The organism is Sutterella faecalis (assembly GCF_006337085.1).
Classification (GTDB): domain Bacteria; phylum Pseudomonadota; class Gammaproteobacteria; order Burkholderiales; family Burkholderiaceae_F; genus Sutterella; species Sutterella faecalis.
This window is the reverse complement of record NZ_CP040882.1, coordinates 1,636,604-1,652,982: the sequence shown is the minus strand read 5'-3', so window position 1 is coordinate 1,652,982 and position 16,379 is coordinate 1,636,604. Positions and strand designations below refer to the sequence as shown.

14 protein-coding genes are annotated in these 16,379 nt (G+C 59.0%); 9 read left to right on the top strand and 5 right to left on the bottom strand.

The annotated features are described in order from the left end of the window. Nucleotides 1-79 precede the first annotated feature (79 nt). Complete coding sequence (gene dnaJ, locus FG381_RS06730) at nt 80-1,249, top strand: molecular chaperone DnaJ (RefSeq protein ID WP_139688105.1); 1,170 nt, start codon at nt 80-82, stop codon at nt 1,247-1,249. A 72-nt stretch (nt 1,250-1,321) separates the two neighbouring features. Here the strand turns inward: dnaJ and FG381_RS06725 are convergent, their stop codons facing one another. Beyond that, nucleotides 1,322-4,432 carry an efflux RND transporter permease subunit gene (locus FG381_RS06725; protein WP_139688104.1) on the bottom strand — a complete coding sequence of 1,037 codons (3,111 nt, stop codon included), beginning with the start codon at nt 4,430-4,432 and terminating at the stop codon, nt 1,322-1,324. A 9-nt stretch (nt 4,433-4,441) separates the two neighbouring features. Further along, complete coding sequence (locus FG381_RS06720) at nt 4,442-5,548, bottom strand: efflux RND transporter periplasmic adaptor subunit (protein ID WP_139688103.1); 1,107 nt, start codon at nt 5,546-5,548, stop codon at nt 4,442-4,444. A 445-nt stretch (nt 5,549-5,993) separates the two neighbouring features. Here FG381_RS06720 and FG381_RS06715 point away from each other — a divergent pair, with 445 nt between their 5' ends. Beyond that, on the top strand, nt 5,994-7,343 hold the full coding sequence (locus FG381_RS06715) for an anaerobic C4-dicarboxylate transporter (RefSeq protein WP_139688102.1): 1,350 nt from the start codon (nt 5,994-5,996) through the stop codon (nt 7,341-7,343). 227 nt (nt 7,344-7,570) lie between these two features. On the opposite strand, the gene FG381_RS06710 is transcribed toward FG381_RS06715, so the two are convergent. Next, nucleotides 7,571-8,287: a LuxR C-terminal-related transcriptional regulator gene (locus FG381_RS06710; RefSeq protein ID WP_139688101.1), complete on the bottom strand. Its 717-nt coding sequence runs from the start codon at nt 8,285-8,287 to the stop codon at nt 7,571-7,573. Nucleotides 8,288-8,346: 59 nt separating this feature from the next. Next, nucleotides 8,347-9,618, bottom strand: coding sequence for a Zn-dependent hydrolase (locus FG381_RS06705; RefSeq protein WP_139688100.1), 1,272 nt, complete (start codon nt 9,616-9,618; stop codon nt 8,347-8,349). Nucleotides 9,619-10,213: 595 nt separating this feature from the next. On the opposite strand from FG381_RS06705, the gene FG381_RS06700 reads away from it, so the two are divergent. The 7 genes from FG381_RS06700 to FG381_RS06670 all read left to right on the top strand — a co-directional run bounded on the left by FG381_RS06700 (nt 10,214) and on the right by FG381_RS06670 (nt 15,470). Continuing rightward, the gene (locus FG381_RS06700) at nt 10,214-10,957 is read left to right on the top strand and encodes a YebC/PmpR family DNA-binding transcriptional regulator (protein ID WP_139688099.1); all 744 of its coding nucleotides are present in this window, start codon (nt 10,214-10,216) and stop codon (nt 10,955-10,957) included. Nucleotides 10,958-11,177: 220 nt separating this feature from the next. Beyond that, on the top strand, nt 11,178-12,461 hold the full coding sequence (gene purD, locus FG381_RS06695) for a phosphoribosylamine--glycine ligase (protein ID WP_139688098.1): 1,284 nt from the start codon (nt 11,178-11,180) through the stop codon (nt 12,459-12,461). 78 nt (nt 12,462-12,539) lie between these two features. Continuing rightward, complete coding sequence (locus FG381_RS06690; protein ID WP_139688097.1) at nt 12,540-13,172, top strand: hypothetical protein; 633 nt, start codon at nt 12,540-12,542, stop codon at nt 13,170-13,172. 14 nt (nt 13,173-13,186) lie between these two features. Continuing rightward, nucleotides 13,187-13,846, top strand: coding sequence for a nicotinate (nicotinamide) nucleotide adenylyltransferase (gene nadD, locus FG381_RS06685; RefSeq protein WP_139688096.1), 660 nt, complete (start codon nt 13,187-13,189; stop codon nt 13,844-13,846). A 72-nt stretch (nt 13,847-13,918) separates the two neighbouring features. Further along, entirely contained in the window at nt 13,919-14,314 is a 396-nt protein-coding gene (rsfS, locus tag FG381_RS06680) for a ribosome silencing factor (protein ID WP_139688095.1), read from the top strand. A gap of 6 nt (nt 14,315-14,320) precedes the next feature. After that, nucleotides 14,321-14,788 carry a 23S rRNA (pseudouridine(1915)-N(3))-methyltransferase RlmH gene (rlmH, locus tag FG381_RS06675; protein ID WP_139688094.1) on the top strand — a complete coding sequence of 156 codons (468 nt, stop codon included), beginning with the start codon at nt 14,321-14,323 and terminating at the stop codon, nt 14,786-14,788. 22 nt (nt 14,789-14,810) lie between these two features. After that, nucleotides 14,811-15,470 carry a Maf family protein gene (locus FG381_RS06670; protein WP_139688093.1) on the top strand — a complete coding sequence of 220 codons (660 nt, stop codon included), beginning with the start codon at nt 14,811-14,813 and terminating at the stop codon, nt 15,468-15,470. On the opposite strand, the gene FG381_RS06665 is transcribed toward FG381_RS06670, so the two are convergent. Continuing rightward, complete coding sequence (locus FG381_RS06665) at nt 15,437-15,766, bottom strand: FKBP-type peptidyl-prolyl cis-trans isomerase (protein WP_139688092.1); 330 nt, start codon at nt 15,764-15,766, stop codon at nt 15,437-15,439. The two genes, FG381_RS06670 and FG381_RS06665, sit on opposite strands and share 34 nt — an antisense overlap. Between the last annotated feature and the right edge of the window lie 613 nt (nt 15,767-16,379).

Below are 16,379 nucleotides of genomic sequence, written 5' to 3'. Positions count from 1 at the left end.
AGGCGCTTCCATTAAGAGAAGGGTCGGCTAGTATTACCAGCCGGCCCTTTCTCAGCTTTTTGAAATCAACGACATCGACATGGCGGAAGAGAACTATTACGAGGTGCTCGGCGTAGAACGCGGAGCTTCCCAGGACGACATCAAGAAAGCCTATCGGCGTCTTGCCATGAAGTATCACCCGGACCGCAACCCGGGGGACAAGGCGGCGGAAGAGAAGTTCAAGCAGATCGGCGAAGCCTATGCGGTTCTGTCCGATGAGCAGAAGCGCGCTGCTTACGACCGCTTCGGCAAGGCCGGAGTGGACCCGAGCGCAGCAGGTGCCGGCGGTTTCGGTCAGGGCGGCTTCGGCGGCTTCAGCGGAATGAATTCCGGCGACTTCCAGAGCGCCTTCGGCGACATCTTCTCCGATCTCTTCGGAGGCGGACGCGGTCGCGGAGCCGGTCCTCAGGGGCCTCAGCCGATGCGCGGCAACGACGTGAGCTATACCCTCGAGGTGAGCTTTGAGGATGCAGCGCACGGGCGCAAGATGGATATCCGCGTTCCTGCCTGGGATGAATGCACGAGCTGCCACGGCACCGGATGCCGTCCGGGCACGTCGAAGAAGACCTGCCCGACCTGCCACGGCGCAGGCGTTGTCCGCATGAGCAACGGCCTCTTCCAGGTTCAGCAGACCTGCCCGCAGTGCCACGGCACGGGCGAAGTCATTGCGGATCCCTGCCCTGACTGCAGCGGTACGGGATTCAAGCGTTCGGCCAAGGTGGTCGAGGTCAATATCCCCGCCGGCATCAACGACGGTCAGCGCATCCGCATGAGCGGCAAAGGCGAACCCGGCACCAACGGCGGCCCTGCGGGCGACCTCTTCATTGAGATCCGCGTGCGTCCGAGCGACATCTTTGAGCGCGACGGCGACGACCTGCACATGCAGCTTCCGATTTCGTTTGTCACCGCAGCCCTGGGCGGCGAAGTGACGGTGCCGACGCTCGATGGCGAAAGCCGCATCACGCTCCCTGAAGGGACGCAGAGCGGCAAGACCTTCCGTCTGCGCGGCAAGGGCATTGCGAATCTGCGTACGCATCAGCCGGGCGACCTTTATCTCCACATCGAGATCGAGACGCCGGTCAATCTCTCCGACAAGCAGAAGAAGATGCTGCGCGACTTCGACGCCTCTCTGAAGGAAGGCGGCGACAAGCACAATCCGAAGTCGCAGGGATTCTTTGACAAGGTGAAGAACTTCTTCCAGAAGAAGTAACGCCCTGCACAGGCAAAAAGAAAGCCCGGATGTTCCGTAATGGATGTCCGGGCTTTTTTCGGTCTTTGTCAATCAGTTTTTCGGATTGTCGGCTTTCTTTCTCTTCCTTGCAAACCAGGTAAAGAAGACCGGCACAAAGATGGTGGAAATGAAGGTTGCGGCAAGCATGCCGCCGCAGACGCCCGTACCCATGGAGTGACGTGCAGCCGCACCCGCTCCAGTGGCGGTGACCATGGGCAGAACGCCCAGGATGAAGGCGAGCGAGGTCATCAGAATGGGGCGCAGACGGAGCCCCGCCGCTTCAATCGCCGCTTCAAAGGGGCCCTTGCCTTCCTCTTCCATCTTCTGAGCGGCAAATTCCACGATCAGAATGGCGTTCTTTGCCGTGAGGCCGATGAGAACGAGGAGTCCGATCTGGAAATAGATGTCGTTGGCTGTGCCTCTCAGCCAGATGGCCGTCATGGCGCCGAGGAACGCATAGGGAACCGCAAGCACGACGGCAATCGGGAGAGACCACCTTTCGTAGAGTGCGGCGAGGATGAGGAACATCACGAGAAGGCCGAAGCCGAACGCAGTTGCCGACGATGCGCCGATGCGCTTTTCATGGAAGGCCTGACCGGTCCATTCGACCTGGTAGCCCGGGGGGAGATACTCGCGGGCAGTTTCCTCCACGATCCGGATGGCGTCGCCCGAACTCAGGCCCTGCACCGCCGCGCCCATAATGGGGGCGCCGAGGTAGCCGTTCATGCGGGCGAGCGACTCGGCAGCCGAAATGCGCTCGAGCGAAATCATGGTTGAGATCGGCACCATTTTCCCGGAAGCGGAGCGCACGCTTGCGCGTCCGATGTCGGAGGGAAGCGACCGGAATTTGGCATCGGCCTGCATGACCACGCGGTAAGTCTTGCCGTTTCGCGTGAAGTCATTGATGTAGTCGGATGCCAGGAGCGCTGAGATCGTGCTGTAAATATCGTCAACGTCCACGCCGAGCGCATACGCGCGGTCGCGATCGACATGAAGCATGAGCTGCGGGCTGTCAGCAACGAGGGAGCTTCTGAGGCCGGTAAGTTCCGGGCGTTTGGAGAGCTCGTCGATAAAGCCGTCGGTGATTTCCTGAAGCAGCAAGGGATTGTCGGAACCGTGGGCAGTCACATAGCCCGAGAAGCCGTTCGAAGACCCAAGCCCGGGAATCGCTGCGGGCAAAACGGCAACGCCGCGGGCGTCCGGACTTTCACGCAGCCATTTGGAGATTTCCTGCTGGTAGTCGTCCGCCGTCATCGTCCTTTCGCTCCAGTTCTTGAGCTGGAGAATGAAGGTTGCGGCATTGGCGCGGATGTCGCTGCCCAGGGTATCAAAGCCCATCATGGTGACGACGTTGCTCACGCCCGGGAGCTCCCGGATCTTCGCGAGGAACCCTTCGGCAACCGCTTCGGTTCGCGGGAAGGCAGAGCCTTCAGGCAATTGAATCGCCATGCGCACGATGCCCTGGTCTTCACGCGGAACAAACGAGGTCGGCGTGCGTTCAAGAAGTTGCCAGGCGCCGATGCAGGTGAGGATGAGAATGAGGGCGGAAAGTAAGCGATGCTTGAGGGCGAGGCGAACGATCTGCAGAAAGCGTACGGTGAAGCGCGCGAGCGCTTTATTGAACCAGACGAAGAAGGCTAAAGGCTTCTCGTTCGCGTCCTTGAGCAGAATGGCGCAGAGGGCCGGCGTGAGCGTAAGCGCTACAAAGCCCGAAATGACGACGGAAACGGAAACCGTAACCGCAAACTGCCGATAGAGTTCGCCCGCAATGCCGCCGAGGAATGCCACCGGGATGAAGACGGCGGAAAGCACCAGCACAATGGCGACAAGCGCCCCGGAAACTTCCTGCATCGCCTTGATGGAAGCGTCGAAGGGCGAGAGCTTTTCGGTGCGCATCAGGCGTTCGACATTTTCGAGCACCACAATGGCGTCGTCGACCACAATGCCGATGGAGAGCGTCATCGCAAAGAGCGTGAGCGTATTGAGCGAAAAGCCGAAGAGCCAGAGGCCTGCCATGGTGCCGATGAGCGAAACCGGAACGGCCAGCATGGGAATAAGCGTGGCGCGCCAGCTCTGGAGGAAGAGAAAGACCACGACGAGGACGAGGAGACCGGCCTCCGCAAGCGTGTGATAGACCTCATTGAGCGAGGCGCCGACGAATACGGTGGTGTCGTTCGTGATGACGTAGTCGAGCTTCCCCTCGGGGAATTCTGCGGCGAGCTCCGTGATTCGCGCCTTTACTTCCGCTGCCGCCGACATGGCGTTGGCGCCCGTTTGCAGATAGACGCCGACGTTGACGCCTGGCTGGCCATTCATGTCGACGCGGAATTCATAGCTTCGCTTGCCGGTTTCTGTGGTGGCGATGTCTCTCAGGCGCACGAGACCCTGGGCGGAATCGCTCTTGACGACGATTTCGCCGAATTCTTCGGGCGTGAGAAGCTGACCGGGAGTCGAAATCTTGTAGTAGAGCTGCTGATCAGGAAGCGTTGGCGACGTGCCGATGCGGCCGACCGCGCGCTGTGCGTTCTGCGCGGAAACCGCGTCGTCAACATCCTTCGTCGTGACGCCAAGCTCGGTCATGCGTTCCGGGTCAAGCCAGATGCGCATGGCGGACTGAACGTTGCCGAAGACATTCACGTCGCCGATCCCCGGCAGGCGCTTGAGTTCATCGACGATGTTGAGGGTCGCATAGTCCGCCATTTCCGACGCCGACATCGACTTGTCGGGCGAATAGAGCGCCATCATGAGGAGCTCGTCGTCGGAGCGTTTTCGCACCGAAACGCCCTGGTCGCGCACGGTCGAAGGCAGCCGCCTTTCCGCCGTTCGGACTCTGTTGTTGATTTCAAGCATGGCGTCGTTGGGGTCGGTGCCGACCTCAAAGACGCACATGATCGACATGTCGCCGTTCGAGCGGATGCTCGTCGTGTAGTAGAGAAGCCCTTCGATGCCGGAAAGCTGGTCCTCAATAGGGGCGGCTACGGTACGCGCGATGGTTTCAGCATCAGCGCCGTCGTAGGTTGCCGAAATGCGCACCGAAGGCGGCGTGATGTTGGGGTACTGCGAGAGCGGAAGTACTCTTAATGCAACGAGGCCGGCGAGGATGATGAAGAGCGAGAGAACGGTGGCGAAGATGGGTCGCCGGATGCAGAACTGACTGAGCATGAGAGCGCCTTAATTCTTTGCTTTCGCAGCCTGAGCGCCGGGGGCTCTCTCGGTCACGGGCGTGCCGTTCTGAAGCTTGATGAGCTGGTCGATGATTACCTTTTCGCCGTCCGCGAGCCCCTTGCGGATGATCCAGTCCCTGCCTTCCCAGAGGCCTACCTCAACTGCCGTTTGGATTGCTTTGCCGTCTTTCAGGACAAAAAGAGCATAGGTGCCGTCCGGCAGCTGCTTGACCGCGCGCTGCGGCACGCGCCAGGCATTGCGGTCCACCGTTGTCTGATAGCGGATGCGAACGAATTCGCCGGGAAGGATCCCTGCGTCAGAGGGCACCTTGACGCGCAGCGTGCGGGTGCCGGTGTCTGCGCCATAAGTCTGAGCAATGTAGTCGAGCGACGCCGGGACTTCCTTCCCGTCCGTGCGAAAGACTCTCACGCGCGTTTCATTCGTGATGTCTGCGCCTGCGAGATCGCGATCCGAAGGGGCGAAGAGAACGCGGATGTCGTCCTTCTGCGTGATGGAGGCAAGTACGGAACTGTCTTTGATGACAATGGCGCCGGGATTGAAGAGCGCTTTGGATACAAAGCCCTGAACGGGAGCGCGCACCTGGGTCCAGGAGAGGTTGATCCGGGCGTCTTCCTCATTGGCTTTGGCCTGCGCGAGCGCGGACTGCTTCTGGCTTCTCAGACTTTTCGCATCATCAAAGTCCTTCTGGCTCCCCGCTCCGCTCTTCAGCAATTCAGCATTGCGGCGGTATTCGCGATCGGCTTGCCTCAATTCATCCTCGAGCTGCCGTCGGGCGGCTTCTGCGGAAGCAAGCTGTGCGGCAAGGCTGGAGGGATCAATTTCAAAAAGGACTTGTCCTGCCTCAACGAAGTCGCCTTCCTTGTAATTCACCCGCAGGATCCGACCGCCCGCCTGAGGCGTCACATTGATCGCAGCGCCGGCCTCTGCCTGACCGATGGTTTCGAGCCAGTGCACTTCATCTTTCGATTGAACCGTAACAGTGGTTACGGGAAGCGGCTGCCTGGGGGCCGCGGTTTTCTTCTCCTGACCGCAGCCGGAGAGGGTTAGGACGGCAGCAAACAGGATGGCGCAGCAGGAGAGAGTTCGTTGCATGGCAGAGGGAAAAAAGAAGGACCGGAGGGGGCGCGCGGGGTGCTCGAGTGCGCGCCTGCCGAATTTTTACATGCTAAGCACAGAGACTTAGCGCTTGCATGGATCTTCGCAACTCCTTGAAAAGCGCGGATTCCGTGAAAACTCGTATTTTCTTGGAGGTACTCCGCGAAGCGGCCGTTCGGGCTTCGATTTGTAAAGAGAAAGGTGATGGAAATACCGGTGCGGGAAGCGTGCGAGGATGCGGGTGAATCCAGAGGAAGCCTTACTGGGAGCGGATATCAGGCACCATTACGAAGCAACGAGGGGGATGGCAAAAGGAAATGTAAACCCGGCTTCCTCTATTTGTAAATTTTTGTACTTAGTCAAAAGTAGAGCAGTTTTCTACCCCTTTTTTGAGATTCGAGGCCGATAATGCCCTCGTCCTCACTCTAAAGAGAGAAAAGACATGCTCGGATATGACTTTTGGCTACAGCTGATCATCGTTTTGATCTGCTTGTTCTACGGCGCCCGAAAGGGAGGTATGGCCCTAGGCCTCATTGGCGGCCTCGGCCTGTTGGTGCTGATTTTCGGCTTCCACATTCCCATGGGCAAGCCCCCGGTCGACGTGATTCTTACGATTCTGGCCGTGGTCTGCGGCTCCGCTAGCCTTCAGGCTGCCGGCGGCCTTGACTGCCTCCTTCAGATCGCTGAACGCGTTCTGCGCCGTCACCCCCGCGCCGTCGTGTACGTCGCTCCGTACCTCTGCTGGTTCCTGACGATCCTCTGCGGTACCGGTCACGTCGTCTACACGATGCTCCCGATTATTTACGACGTTGCCATTAAGAACAACATTCGTCCGGAACGCCCGATGGCTGCTTCGACGATTGCTGCTCAGATGGGCGTGATCTGCTCGCCGGCTGCTGTGGCTGCGGTCTCGATGATCGCTCTGCTCGACGGCTATGAAGTTGGCGGCAAGCCCTTCGGCTTCGTTCAGCTCTTCTCGATCGTGATCCCGGCCGCCATCGTCGGCCTCTTCGCTGAAGCGACCTATTCGTCCTTCCGCGGCAAGGACCTCGATAAGGATGAAGCCTTCCAGAAGCTCATTTCCGATCCGGAACAGAAGAAGTACGTCTACGGCGAAAGCACGACGCTCGTCGGCAAGGTTTTCCCGAAGACCGCCTGGGCTTCCCTCTGGATCTTCCTCCTTACGATCGCTTTCGTTGCGCTCCTCGGTTCTGAGCCCAGCCTCCGTCCGATGGTCGGCAAGAAGGCCCTCGGCATGACCCAGCTGATTCAGATGTGCATGCTGACCGCCGGCGCTCTGATGGTCATGTTCTGCGGCGTCCGTGCCTCCATGATCTCGAAGGGTTCGGTGTTCCACGCCGGCTGCGTCGCGATTGTTGCGGTGTACGGCGTTGCCTGGATGGCCGATACGATGTTCATGGCTCACCTTGCTGACCTTAAGGTGATCCTGGTTGACTGGGTTAAGGAAGCTCCGTGGACTTACGCTCTCGTGCTTCTCCTCGTGTCGAAGCTCGTGAACTCTCAGGCTGCTGCTGTTGCGACGATCGTGCCGGTCGCCCTTCAGGTTGGTACGCCTCCGGGACTCGTGGTTGCCTTCTCGTCCGCCTGCTACGGCTACTACATCCTGCCGACCTATCCGTCCGACCTGGCTGCTCTGCAGTTTGACCGCTCGGGCACGACCCACATCGGCCGCTTCGTGATCAACCACTCCTTCATCCTCCCGGGCCTGATCGGTGTTCTTACCGCCACGGGCATGGGCTGGGTGCTCGGCAAGCTCTACGGCTACATCTAAAGACACATAACTACTGTGAGGACGCTTTGATGTAAGCCGACTGATTCGGGAGCTTCTCCCGAATCGGCACTGAAGCAATAAAAACGGGGATCCCTCTTCAATGAGGGGTCCCCGTTTGATTATGGAGAGCCGCTGCTTGAATGCGGCAAGCGCTGCCAAAAAGAATGCCCGGACGCCAGATGAAAGGTGCCCGGGCATTCGTATATGAAAATCACCGTTGGGTGATGTCACATACGGCGGAAGGTTTTAGGCGAACCGCTGAGTCCGATTTTCGCGAGCTTTTCGTCCGGAATCCGATAGTCGCGTTCCGACGCCCAGACGGCGGCTTCAACACGAGAGCGGAAGTGGAGCTTCTTGAGGAGATGCTTCACATGCACCTTTACCGTGCCGTCCGTGATTTCGAGGTACTGAGCGATCTCGCGGTTGGAAAGACCGGAGGCGACGCAGCAGAGCACTTCGAATTCGCGCTTGGTGAGAAGCTGCGTGACGTTTGTTTCCGACTCCTCAATCGTGCCGGAACGCAGGTGTTCAGCAAGCGCTGAGGTGATTTTTTCCGAAGCCGCCATGCCGCCCTGGGCAACAATCTTCATCTGATCAACAAATTCGTCGATCGGGATATTGCGCAGGAGGTAGCCATTGGCATCCAAGCGAATGGCCTGCATGAGGTTTGAAGAGCTGTTGGGTGAGCTCATCAGCATTACGGCGCGGCAGGAAGGCTGGCGGTACTTGATGAGGCGCAGCAGATTGAGGGGTTGAAAGCCTTTGGCATCAAGGTCGATGATGACGATGTCGGGCTTGAGTCCGATGAGCGAGAGCGCTGTCTTCTCATCCCCGGTGAGACCGAGAATCTGGAAGTTGGCATTGGTGGTGAGCGCATCAGCAATGCCCTTGCGGAAGAGCGGATAGTCGTCCACGACAACTACGCTGGGTTTCCGATGTTCCATGGTTGTAGTCCTTGTCCGGACACAGTTGAGAGATAACCGCGTCCGGGCGTCCAAATGAATCAGGCGGCGTCAAAGTCCATTACGGTATGCCAGAGAAGGTCTGCGCCCTTCATGAAGTCGGAAAGCTCCATGGCTTCATGGGGATTATGCGAACCATTCTGATTGGCGACGAAGATCATGGCGACCGGGATGCCGCAATTGCCGAGCATGGCCGAATCGTGACCCGCGCCAGAGGGAAGCCGCATGACGGGGAGGTGAGCGCGCTGGGCGCTCTCCCAGAGACGGTCTGCAAGCGCTTCGTTCACATGCGCGGGCGCAGTGAAGAGCGGCGCATCAAATTCGAACCGGACGCCTCGTTCCTCTGCGAGCTTCTTCGCCTCAGCGAGGAGATCTTCATGGAAGGCGCGGCAGGTTGCTTCCGAGAGGCTTCTCATGTCAATCGTGAAGGTGACGAGCCCCGGAATAACGGAAATCGCCGCGGTCGGCGCCGTCTTGATGACGCCTACCGTGAAGACGAGATCTTCGCCGCGCTTCAGATATTCATCCCACTTGTCGTCCATGCGGGAAATCAGGCGCGCCGCAGCCATCACCGCATCGTGGCGATACTGCTTATCGACGGCGCCCGAATGCGCGGTTTCGCCGATAACCTTCACTTCCTTATGGCGGATGTTGCCGCGGATGCCGGTAACGATGCCCGTGCGGGCATCCTTCTGACTCGTGAGGGTCGGCCCCTGCTCAATATGGAGTTCAAAGAAGGCGGCGATTCGGCTCGTGTCGATGACGGGCTTTCCCGTTGTGAGCGCTTTCGGGTCAAGTCCGCAGGACGCGATGCATTCGCCGAGCGTTTCGCCCGAGGTACGGTGCTTGAGGGCAAGGTCGGATTCCTTCAGCCGCCCCATCATGCCGAGCGAGCCTACATAGGCCTTGCCGAAAAAGGAGCTTTCCTCGCAGCGCATCATGAGAACGCGGTAGTCGCGAGCGGGCGTAACGCCTTCGCGGCGCATGCGGCGCGCTACCGAGAGCGCCGCCACGATGCCCGCAAGTCCGTCATAGTTCCCGCCCTGAGGAACAGAGTCGGCATGACTGCCGGAAACCACCGCCGGAAGCTTGCGGTCACGTCCGGGAAGCGTCATCCAGACATTGCCTGCGGCATCTTTGGCGATTTCAAGATTAAGATCGCGGCCGATACCTTCGAGATAATCCAGCACTTTACTTTCAAGAGGCCCGTAACCCTGACGGGTCACGCCTTCATGATCCTTGCTCATGCTGCGGACATGATCAAAAATCGCAGCGCAGAAATCCGCGTCGCTCAATTGAGAGAACTGCGTCATATTGATATTTATAGATAATTCAGGAGGTTTGAAACCGATGCCTTGGCGTTCGGTTCAGTTCCGCCAAAAATACTACCAATTAAATACCTCAATAGAAGGTATTGCGTGCAAAGCTTCCTTGAAAAATTGATCCTCAGTAAATGATTGCGCGAAGGCTTTGAGGACATGAATACTTTGTTTCTCATGAAGTTTGCAGTGCTATTCCCGGGGAAAAGCAAAGTTGAGGCGGCAGGAGCGGAAGAAGAGGTTCTACCAAAAAATGAGGAATCAGCGGAAGGGTTCTGCTATGCAAGGCAAGCCGGCGTCGAATGCCCGCTCACGCTAGGCACGGATGAGGCCGTGAGGCGATTCAAGCTTCGTTCCATTGGACGAGCTCAACTCTCTCGGTGAAAACTCGGGTATGAAGCATTGGGATGCTCTAAAATACGCCTCTCTCCGGATTCGAGGCGCTTTCTGTCTGCTCATCCGGAGGTCAAGTTTTTGGTCGCCCGGGCTCTTCCAAGAAGCAATCCCAGCGGGCGGCAAGGCCTCTCCTCGCGCGACCGCAGCCGAGGCCCAGCGCTCTACCCATTCCCTGTAAAGAGGTTGATACAACATGTCGGGTCATTCCAAGTGGGCCAATATTCAGCACCGCAAAGGCCGTCAGGACGCCAAGCGCTCCAATCTTTGGACGAAGCTCGTCCGTGAAATCATCGTTGCCGCCCGCATGGGCGGAGGCGAGCCGGAGTCGAACTCCCGTCTGCGTCTTGCGCTCATCAAGGCGCGTGCGGGCAATGTGCCCAAGGACACGATCCAGAATGCCATTCTGAAGGGCACGGGCCAGCTCGAAGGCGTCTCTTATGAAGACGTCCGCTATGAAGGCTACGGTGTGGGCGGCGCTGCGCTCATCATCGACTGCACGACCGACAATCGCGTTCGTACCGTTGCCGACGTCCGTCACATCCTGTCGAAGAATGGCGGCAATCTCGGCACCGAAGGTTCGGTTTCCTTCCAGTTCAAGCACGTGGGCGACTTCTTCTTCGCCCCGGGTTCCGTGACCGAAGATCAGGCGATGGAAGTCGCGCTCGATGCCGGTGCCGATGACGTCCTGACGGATCCGGATGACGGCTCGATCGAAGTCACCTGCGCTCCTGAACAGTTTGATGCCGTGCAGAAGGCCTTTGAAGCGGCCGGCATGCAGCCTGAAGTCGCTGAAATCACCTGGAAGCCCCTTAACGAAACGCACCTCGAAGGCGAGGAAGCTGCCCGCATGCAGCGCCTGATCGACGCCCTCGAGGAACTCGACGACGTTCAGCAGGTTTATACCTCGGCTGATTTCGAGCTCCCTGAGGAAGCGTAATGCCCGAGACGGGACGGAAAGCTCCCGGGAGCGTTATTTCCCGGAAGACTTTCTGAACGCCTTCATCAAAAAGGCCGGAATGAAGTGAAGCATTCCGGCCTTTTTCCAATAAAAAAGCCCCGTACCGGTGCTTCAGGACCGGATAGCGGAGAAAATAACCATTGAGACCGGCGCTTTTCTTTGCCGGTTCTTCCCACTTGAAATTCTGGAGAATTTTGCAATGAAGCTTCTCGTCATCGGCAGCGGCGGCCGTGAACATGCTCTGGCCTGGCGTCTTTCTCAGGGCGCCGGCGTGGAAAAGGTATTTGTGGCGCCCGGCAACGCCGGTACGGCATTGACCGACAAGCTCGAAAACGTTGCCCTTTCCGGCAACGAGGAACTCATTGAATTCGTGAAGAAGGAAGGCGTTGCCTTTACGGTCGTCGGCCCCGAGGCGCCTCTCGCCGCCGGCGTCGTTGATGCTTTCCGCGCTGCCGGCCTTGGCATTTTCGGGCCTGAAAAAGCGGCTGCTCAGCTCGAAAGCTCGAAGGACTTTGCCAAGGCCTTCATGAAGCGCCACAACATTCCGACTGCGGACTATGAGACCTTTACGGACCCGAAGGCGGCCCGCGCCTACGTGGAAAAGAAAGGCGCTCCGATCGTCATCAAGGCCGACGGCCTTGCGGCGGGCAAGGGCGTCGTCGTCGCCATGACGCTCGACGAGGCTTATGCCGCGATCGACTCCATGCTCGAAGGCCACGCTTTCGGGTCTGCCGGCGCGCGCGTCGTTATCGAGGATTTCCTCGACGGCGAGGAGGCCTCCTTCATCGTCATGGTGGATGGCGAACACATTCTTCCCCTCGCGACGAGCCAGGATCACAAGCGCCTTCTTGACGCCGACCAGGGTCCCAATACCGGCGGCATGGGCGCCTATTCTCCGGCGCCCGTCGTGACGCCCGACATCCATGATCAGGTGATGCGCGAAATCATTCGCCCGACGGTTGAAGGGATGGCGAAGGAAGGCGTGCGCTACACGGGCTTCCTCTACGCTGGCCTTATGATCAAGCGGCGCGCCGACGGTTCTGCCGACGTTCGCACGCTCGAATTCAACTGCCGCATGGGCGACCCGGAAACGCAGCCCATCATGATGCGCATCAAGAGCGATTTTGCGAAGGTGGTGGAAGCCGCTATTGCCGGCAAGCTCAATGAAGCGTCCATCGAATGGGATTCGAGAAGCGCCCTCGGTGTGGTGATCGCCGCCCGCGGCTATCCGCAGCATCCGGAAAAAGGCGCCGTCATCGATCGCCTCCCGGCAAATGGTCCGGATGCCCGCGTCTTCCACGCCGGCACGAAGACGGATGCGGAGGGGCGCACGATCGTTTCGGGCGGCCGCGTTCTTTGCGCAGTAGGACTGGGTTCTCCCCTTGCCGAAGCGCAGAAGACGGCTTACGAACTTGCCCGCGGCGTGCACTTTGACGGCATGCAGATGCGTTCCGATATCGGTTGGCGCGCGATCGGCCGCTAACCGTTAACAACTCCACACGCCTCAGAGCGGGCGGGAAATGATATGGTAGGTGTCTCTCTTCTCCATACTTCCAGAGAAATGTTCAAGCCATTCTTCACGTCCGCTCTTATTGCTGCATTTTTTGCCGCGGCACCTGCCGGAGCCGAAGTGGCATCGCCCTTCGGCTACCCGTCGACCACGCTCGACGCGCCGGCGACGCTGACGGAACCTGTCGGTCAGTTCGTGCAGTTCGGCCGCGTGCCTTTCTTCCTGGGAAACACAGGTCTCAGTGAAGTGGCTGAGCGCTATCACGCAGCGCGACTGCGCGAAGGTGCCGGCTATTTTGAGCGCGATTTTGCATGCTTCACCGGCACGGAAGGCGGCAGACCGATGATCGTCTGGCTCATCGCAACGGCATCGAGCGAGATCACGGAGGCGCAGATTGAGTGGGTGAAGGATGATCGGGAAGTGCCGCGGACCTGCGGCAAGCTTGATGCGCGCAATCTTCCGGTTCGTCTTGGTCTTACCGGACTCGGCATGACGGAAAAGGAAGTTGCCGAGCATATTGGAAAGCCTTCCCACGAAGACGGCTTCGGCTGGAAATTCTGGTTCAGCCAGCGGTTTCTTAAAAATGCCCGGGGCCTCGAGGAGCTCGAACTCAATTGGGTTGGGCTCAAATTCAAAGACGGCCGCGTTGATCGGGGCTTTGCCTCATTCACGCGCAATCCTTAAGGGAGCACTGGATTGTGATACCCCGCGGAATCGGACTTCTCGGCGGCACTTTCGACCCCGTTCATGAAGGTCATCTCGCTCTCGCGAGGGCAGCAAAGGATGCGCTTCGGCTGGTGCGGGTTGATTTTCTTCCTGCCGGGAATCCCTGGCAGAAAGATCTTGTCTCCCCGGCAGAGGTGCGGCTCGCCATGCTTGAGCTCGCTTTGGATAAAATGGCGGGCTTTCGAATCGAAACCCTCGAACTCATGCGCCTCGGCCCCACCTATACGCGGGTGACGCTGAAAACGCTGAGAAAGCGCCTTGGCCCCTCGATTCCGCTCGTGCTCATTCTGGGGGGCGACCAGTGGAGAAATCTCCACACCTGGAGAAGCTGGCAGGAACTGGCTGAATATGCGGATCTTGCCGTTTGCAGACGAGGAAGAGAGGCGCTTCAGACCTCTCCGGAAGTCGCTTCCTGGGCGAAAAGCCGGATGACCAGTGCGGAAGCACTCACCGAGGCGCCGGCCGGTGGGATCGCTTTTTTCGACATGGCGCCGCATGAGGCGAGCGCAACGGAAATCCGCCGCGTCATCCGCACTCAGCCCTTTGCTGAGGCGATGAAGAAGGTTGACGGCTGGCTTCCTCTCGAGGTCGCGGCCTACATTCGGGCGGAGTCGCTTTACGGCGCTCACTGAGCACGCTTTTTTCGATGGGCGCATCAGCTTCAGGCACGCCTTTTTCTCTAATTCTTTTCAAAAGCAGAACTTATGGAACTCAACGAACTTGTCGCCACCGCCATTGAAGCGCTTGAAGACGTCAAAGCGCGCGACATCAAGATTTTTAATACGGAAAAGCTGACCGACCAGTTTGAGCGCGTCATCATCGCTTCGGGTTCCTCGAACCGCCAGACGCGTGCGCTTGCCTACGCGGTCTCGGGCGCTGTGAAGGAAGCGGGCGGCGAAGTCCTCGGCATTGAGGGCGGCGATACGGGCGAATGGGTCCTCGTCGATCTGGGCACTGTGGTGGTTCACGTGCTCCAGCCCAATGTCCGCGACTACTACAACCTCGAGGAAATCTGGGGCGGCAAGGAAGTCTTCCTTGAGGCGCAGCAGTCGGAGTGCGCTCCGCACCTGATGCCGCACCGCGCTGAAAAGCAGGCTTAAGACGGCATGCGCGTTTTGATTCTTGCTGTCGGGCAGCATATTTCCGACTGGGCGCAGGATGCGGTGCGCGGCTACCTGGGGCGTTTCCCGCGCTCATGGCGGGTTGAATTGAAGGAAATCCGCACGGAACCCCGTGCGGGTCAGACGCCGGCCAGACTCATGCAGCTTGAGGGAAGCCGCATCCTTGAGGCGCTCGAGGAGGACGACTATGTCGTTGTGCTCGACGAACACGGCAAGGACTTCACTACAACAGAGTTCGCGCGGTCGCTCAACGAATGGATGAGCGAGGCGTCGCGCGTTGTCTTTGTGATCGGCGGTCCCGACGGACTTGCGCCTGAGGTGAAGGAAAAGGCGAGGCGCCTGATGCGGCTCTCCGCAATGACGATGCCGCATGCGCTCGCCCGTGTATTTCTTGCCGAACAGCTCTATCGCGTATGGTCGATCGGCGCCGGTCACCCCTACCATCGCGCCTGATTCCTAGGAAGCAACGCAGCCCATGCAGAACTTTATCTATCTTGCGAGCAAAAGCCCGCGCAGACGCGAACTCCTCCGGGCCTACGGCTGGGAGCCTCAGGTGCTTTCTGATCCGTCTGAACCGAGAGGCTGGTTTGCCGGGGATGAAGAAGAGCTGCCGGGCGAAACGCCCGCAGACTATGTGCTTCGCACGGCGGTAACGAAGCTGATGGACGGAATTGCTGCGAAAAATGAGCTCGATGATCCGCGCATGGACGCACCGGTCCTTGCGGCAGATACGGTGGTGAGCCTGGAGGGAAAAATTCTCGGCAAGCCCCGGGATCGCGAGGAGGCTGCCCGCTTCATGCGGGAGCTTTCCGGCCGGACGCATGAAGTGCGCACGGCCGTTGCCGTTGGCCGCTCGCGCGAGGACTATCGGGCTCTGGTGGTGCTTTCGAAGGTCACGATGCGCCAGATCTCAGAAGAGGAAATCGGACGCTACGTAATGACGGATGAGCCGTACGACAAGGCCGGAGGCTACGGCATTCAGGGGCTTGCCGGCCTTTTCGTGCAGTCGGTTGCGGGAAGCTACACCGGCATTATGGGGCTTCCCGTATGCGAGGCGGCGGAACTGCTCAAAAGCTATGGCGCGCCTGCGCCGGCGCTCTTTCAGCCGATGCCGACAAGCTCAACATCGAAATAAAGGTCGGCGTTGGGCGGAATGACGCCCGGATAACCCATTTCGCCGTAGGCCAGATGGGCCGGAATGGAGAGGCGTCGCTTGCCGCCCTTTTTGAGGCCGATGAGCCCCTGATCCCAACCCGGGATCACGAGACCAATGCCGCAGGTGAAGTCAAGCGGCTCTCTGCCCTCGCTTGAGTCAAAGATCGTGCCGTCTTCAAGGCGGCCCGTGTAGTGCACGCTCACGGGGTCGCCCGCTTTGACTGCGGGACCGGTGCCTGCGACGATGTCCTCGATAATGAGATCCTTTAAAGGCATTTCGTGGGTTCCTATTCTATGGAATGAATCGGGCGGAGAGAAATTCGCCGCTCCAGGTTCTATTTTGCCCGCTGCAGGCCCTGAGGAGAGATTCGGTGAGTGCGAATGCGGATTTGCTAAAATCCGTCAACGGCATCTTCATCGGAGGATTGATGCAGGAGCCCCGGATTCGGACGATCTGAGTTTTTCAGTCGCTTCAGCGGGCAGGGCCATCAACAGGGGCCCGGAGAACATCCATAAATCCTCTCCGATTGCCTCATTCATCTCAAGCGCGCGAAGCATCTCCACTGCGCGCCCAAGCAAACACATTGCCCGGGAGGCTCGCAAAGCTTCCCATTTCGCCTGCATGTGTCGGGGCGGAATACCTGCAGAAGCGCTATGCCGCTTTGCCGGCGGGCTTTTCAAGAATTCATTGACTTTATGCAGCTGCCGCTGCGCCTGAAATCCCGGGCGTATTCGGACTGCATGCCTGTGGGACGACTCGTCCGGCTCACTTCAATCCGGTGAGCGGGAGGGCTTGAGTCGGGCAGGGATAAAAGTTGGAAACATCGTGAACCTCTCGAAATTCCATCTGGCTGATTTTTTTCAACAGAAGCTTAAGAAATGGAACTGG

Excerpts from the sequence above, each read along its gene's own strand:
- FG381_RS06715 (WP_139688102.1), top strand. The coding sequence starts at position 5,994 with ATGCTCGGATATGACTTTTGGCTACAGCTGATCATCGTTTTGATCTGC.
- dnaJ (WP_139688105.1), top strand. The coding sequence starts at position 80 with ATGGCGGAAGAGAACTATTACGAGGTGCTCGGCGTAGAACGCGGAGCT.
- FG381_RS06705 (WP_139688100.1), bottom strand. The coding sequence starts at position 9,618 with ATGACGCAGTTCTCTCAATTGAGCGACGCGGATTTCTGCGCTGCGATT.
- FG381_RS06690 (WP_139688097.1), top strand. The coding sequence starts at position 12,540 with ATGTTCAAGCCATTCTTCACGTCCGCTCTTATTGCTGCATTTTTTGCC.
- FG381_RS06720 (WP_139688103.1), bottom strand. The coding sequence starts at position 5,548 with ATGCAACGAACTCTCTCCTGCTGCGCCATCCTGTTTGCTGCCGTCCTA.
- purD (WP_139688098.1), top strand. The coding sequence starts at position 11,178 with ATGAAGCTTCTCGTCATCGGCAGCGGCGGCCGTGAACATGCTCTGGCC.
- FG381_RS06665 (WP_139688092.1), bottom strand. The coding sequence starts at position 15,766 with ATGCCTTTAAAGGATCTCATTATCGAGGACATCGTCGCAGGCACCGGT.
- FG381_RS06725 (WP_139688104.1), bottom strand. The coding sequence starts at position 4,432 with ATGCTCAGTCAGTTCTGCATCCGGCGACCCATCTTCGCCACCGTTCTC.
- rsfS (WP_139688095.1), top strand. The coding sequence starts at position 13,919 with ATGGAACTCAACGAACTTGTCGCCACCGCCATTGAAGCGCTTGAAGAC.
- FG381_RS06700 (WP_139688099.1), top strand. The coding sequence starts at position 10,214 with ATGTCGGGTCATTCCAAGTGGGCCAATATTCAGCACCGCAAAGGCCGT.
- FG381_RS06670 (WP_139688093.1), top strand. The coding sequence starts at position 14,811 with ATGCAGAACTTTATCTATCTTGCGAGCAAAAGCCCGCGCAGACGCGAA.
- rlmH (WP_139688094.1), top strand. The coding sequence starts at position 14,321 with ATGCGCGTTTTGATTCTTGCTGTCGGGCAGCATATTTCCGACTGGGCG.
- FG381_RS06710 (WP_139688101.1), bottom strand. The coding sequence starts at position 8,287 with ATGGAACATCGGAAACCCAGCGTAGTTGTCGTGGACGACTATCCGCTC.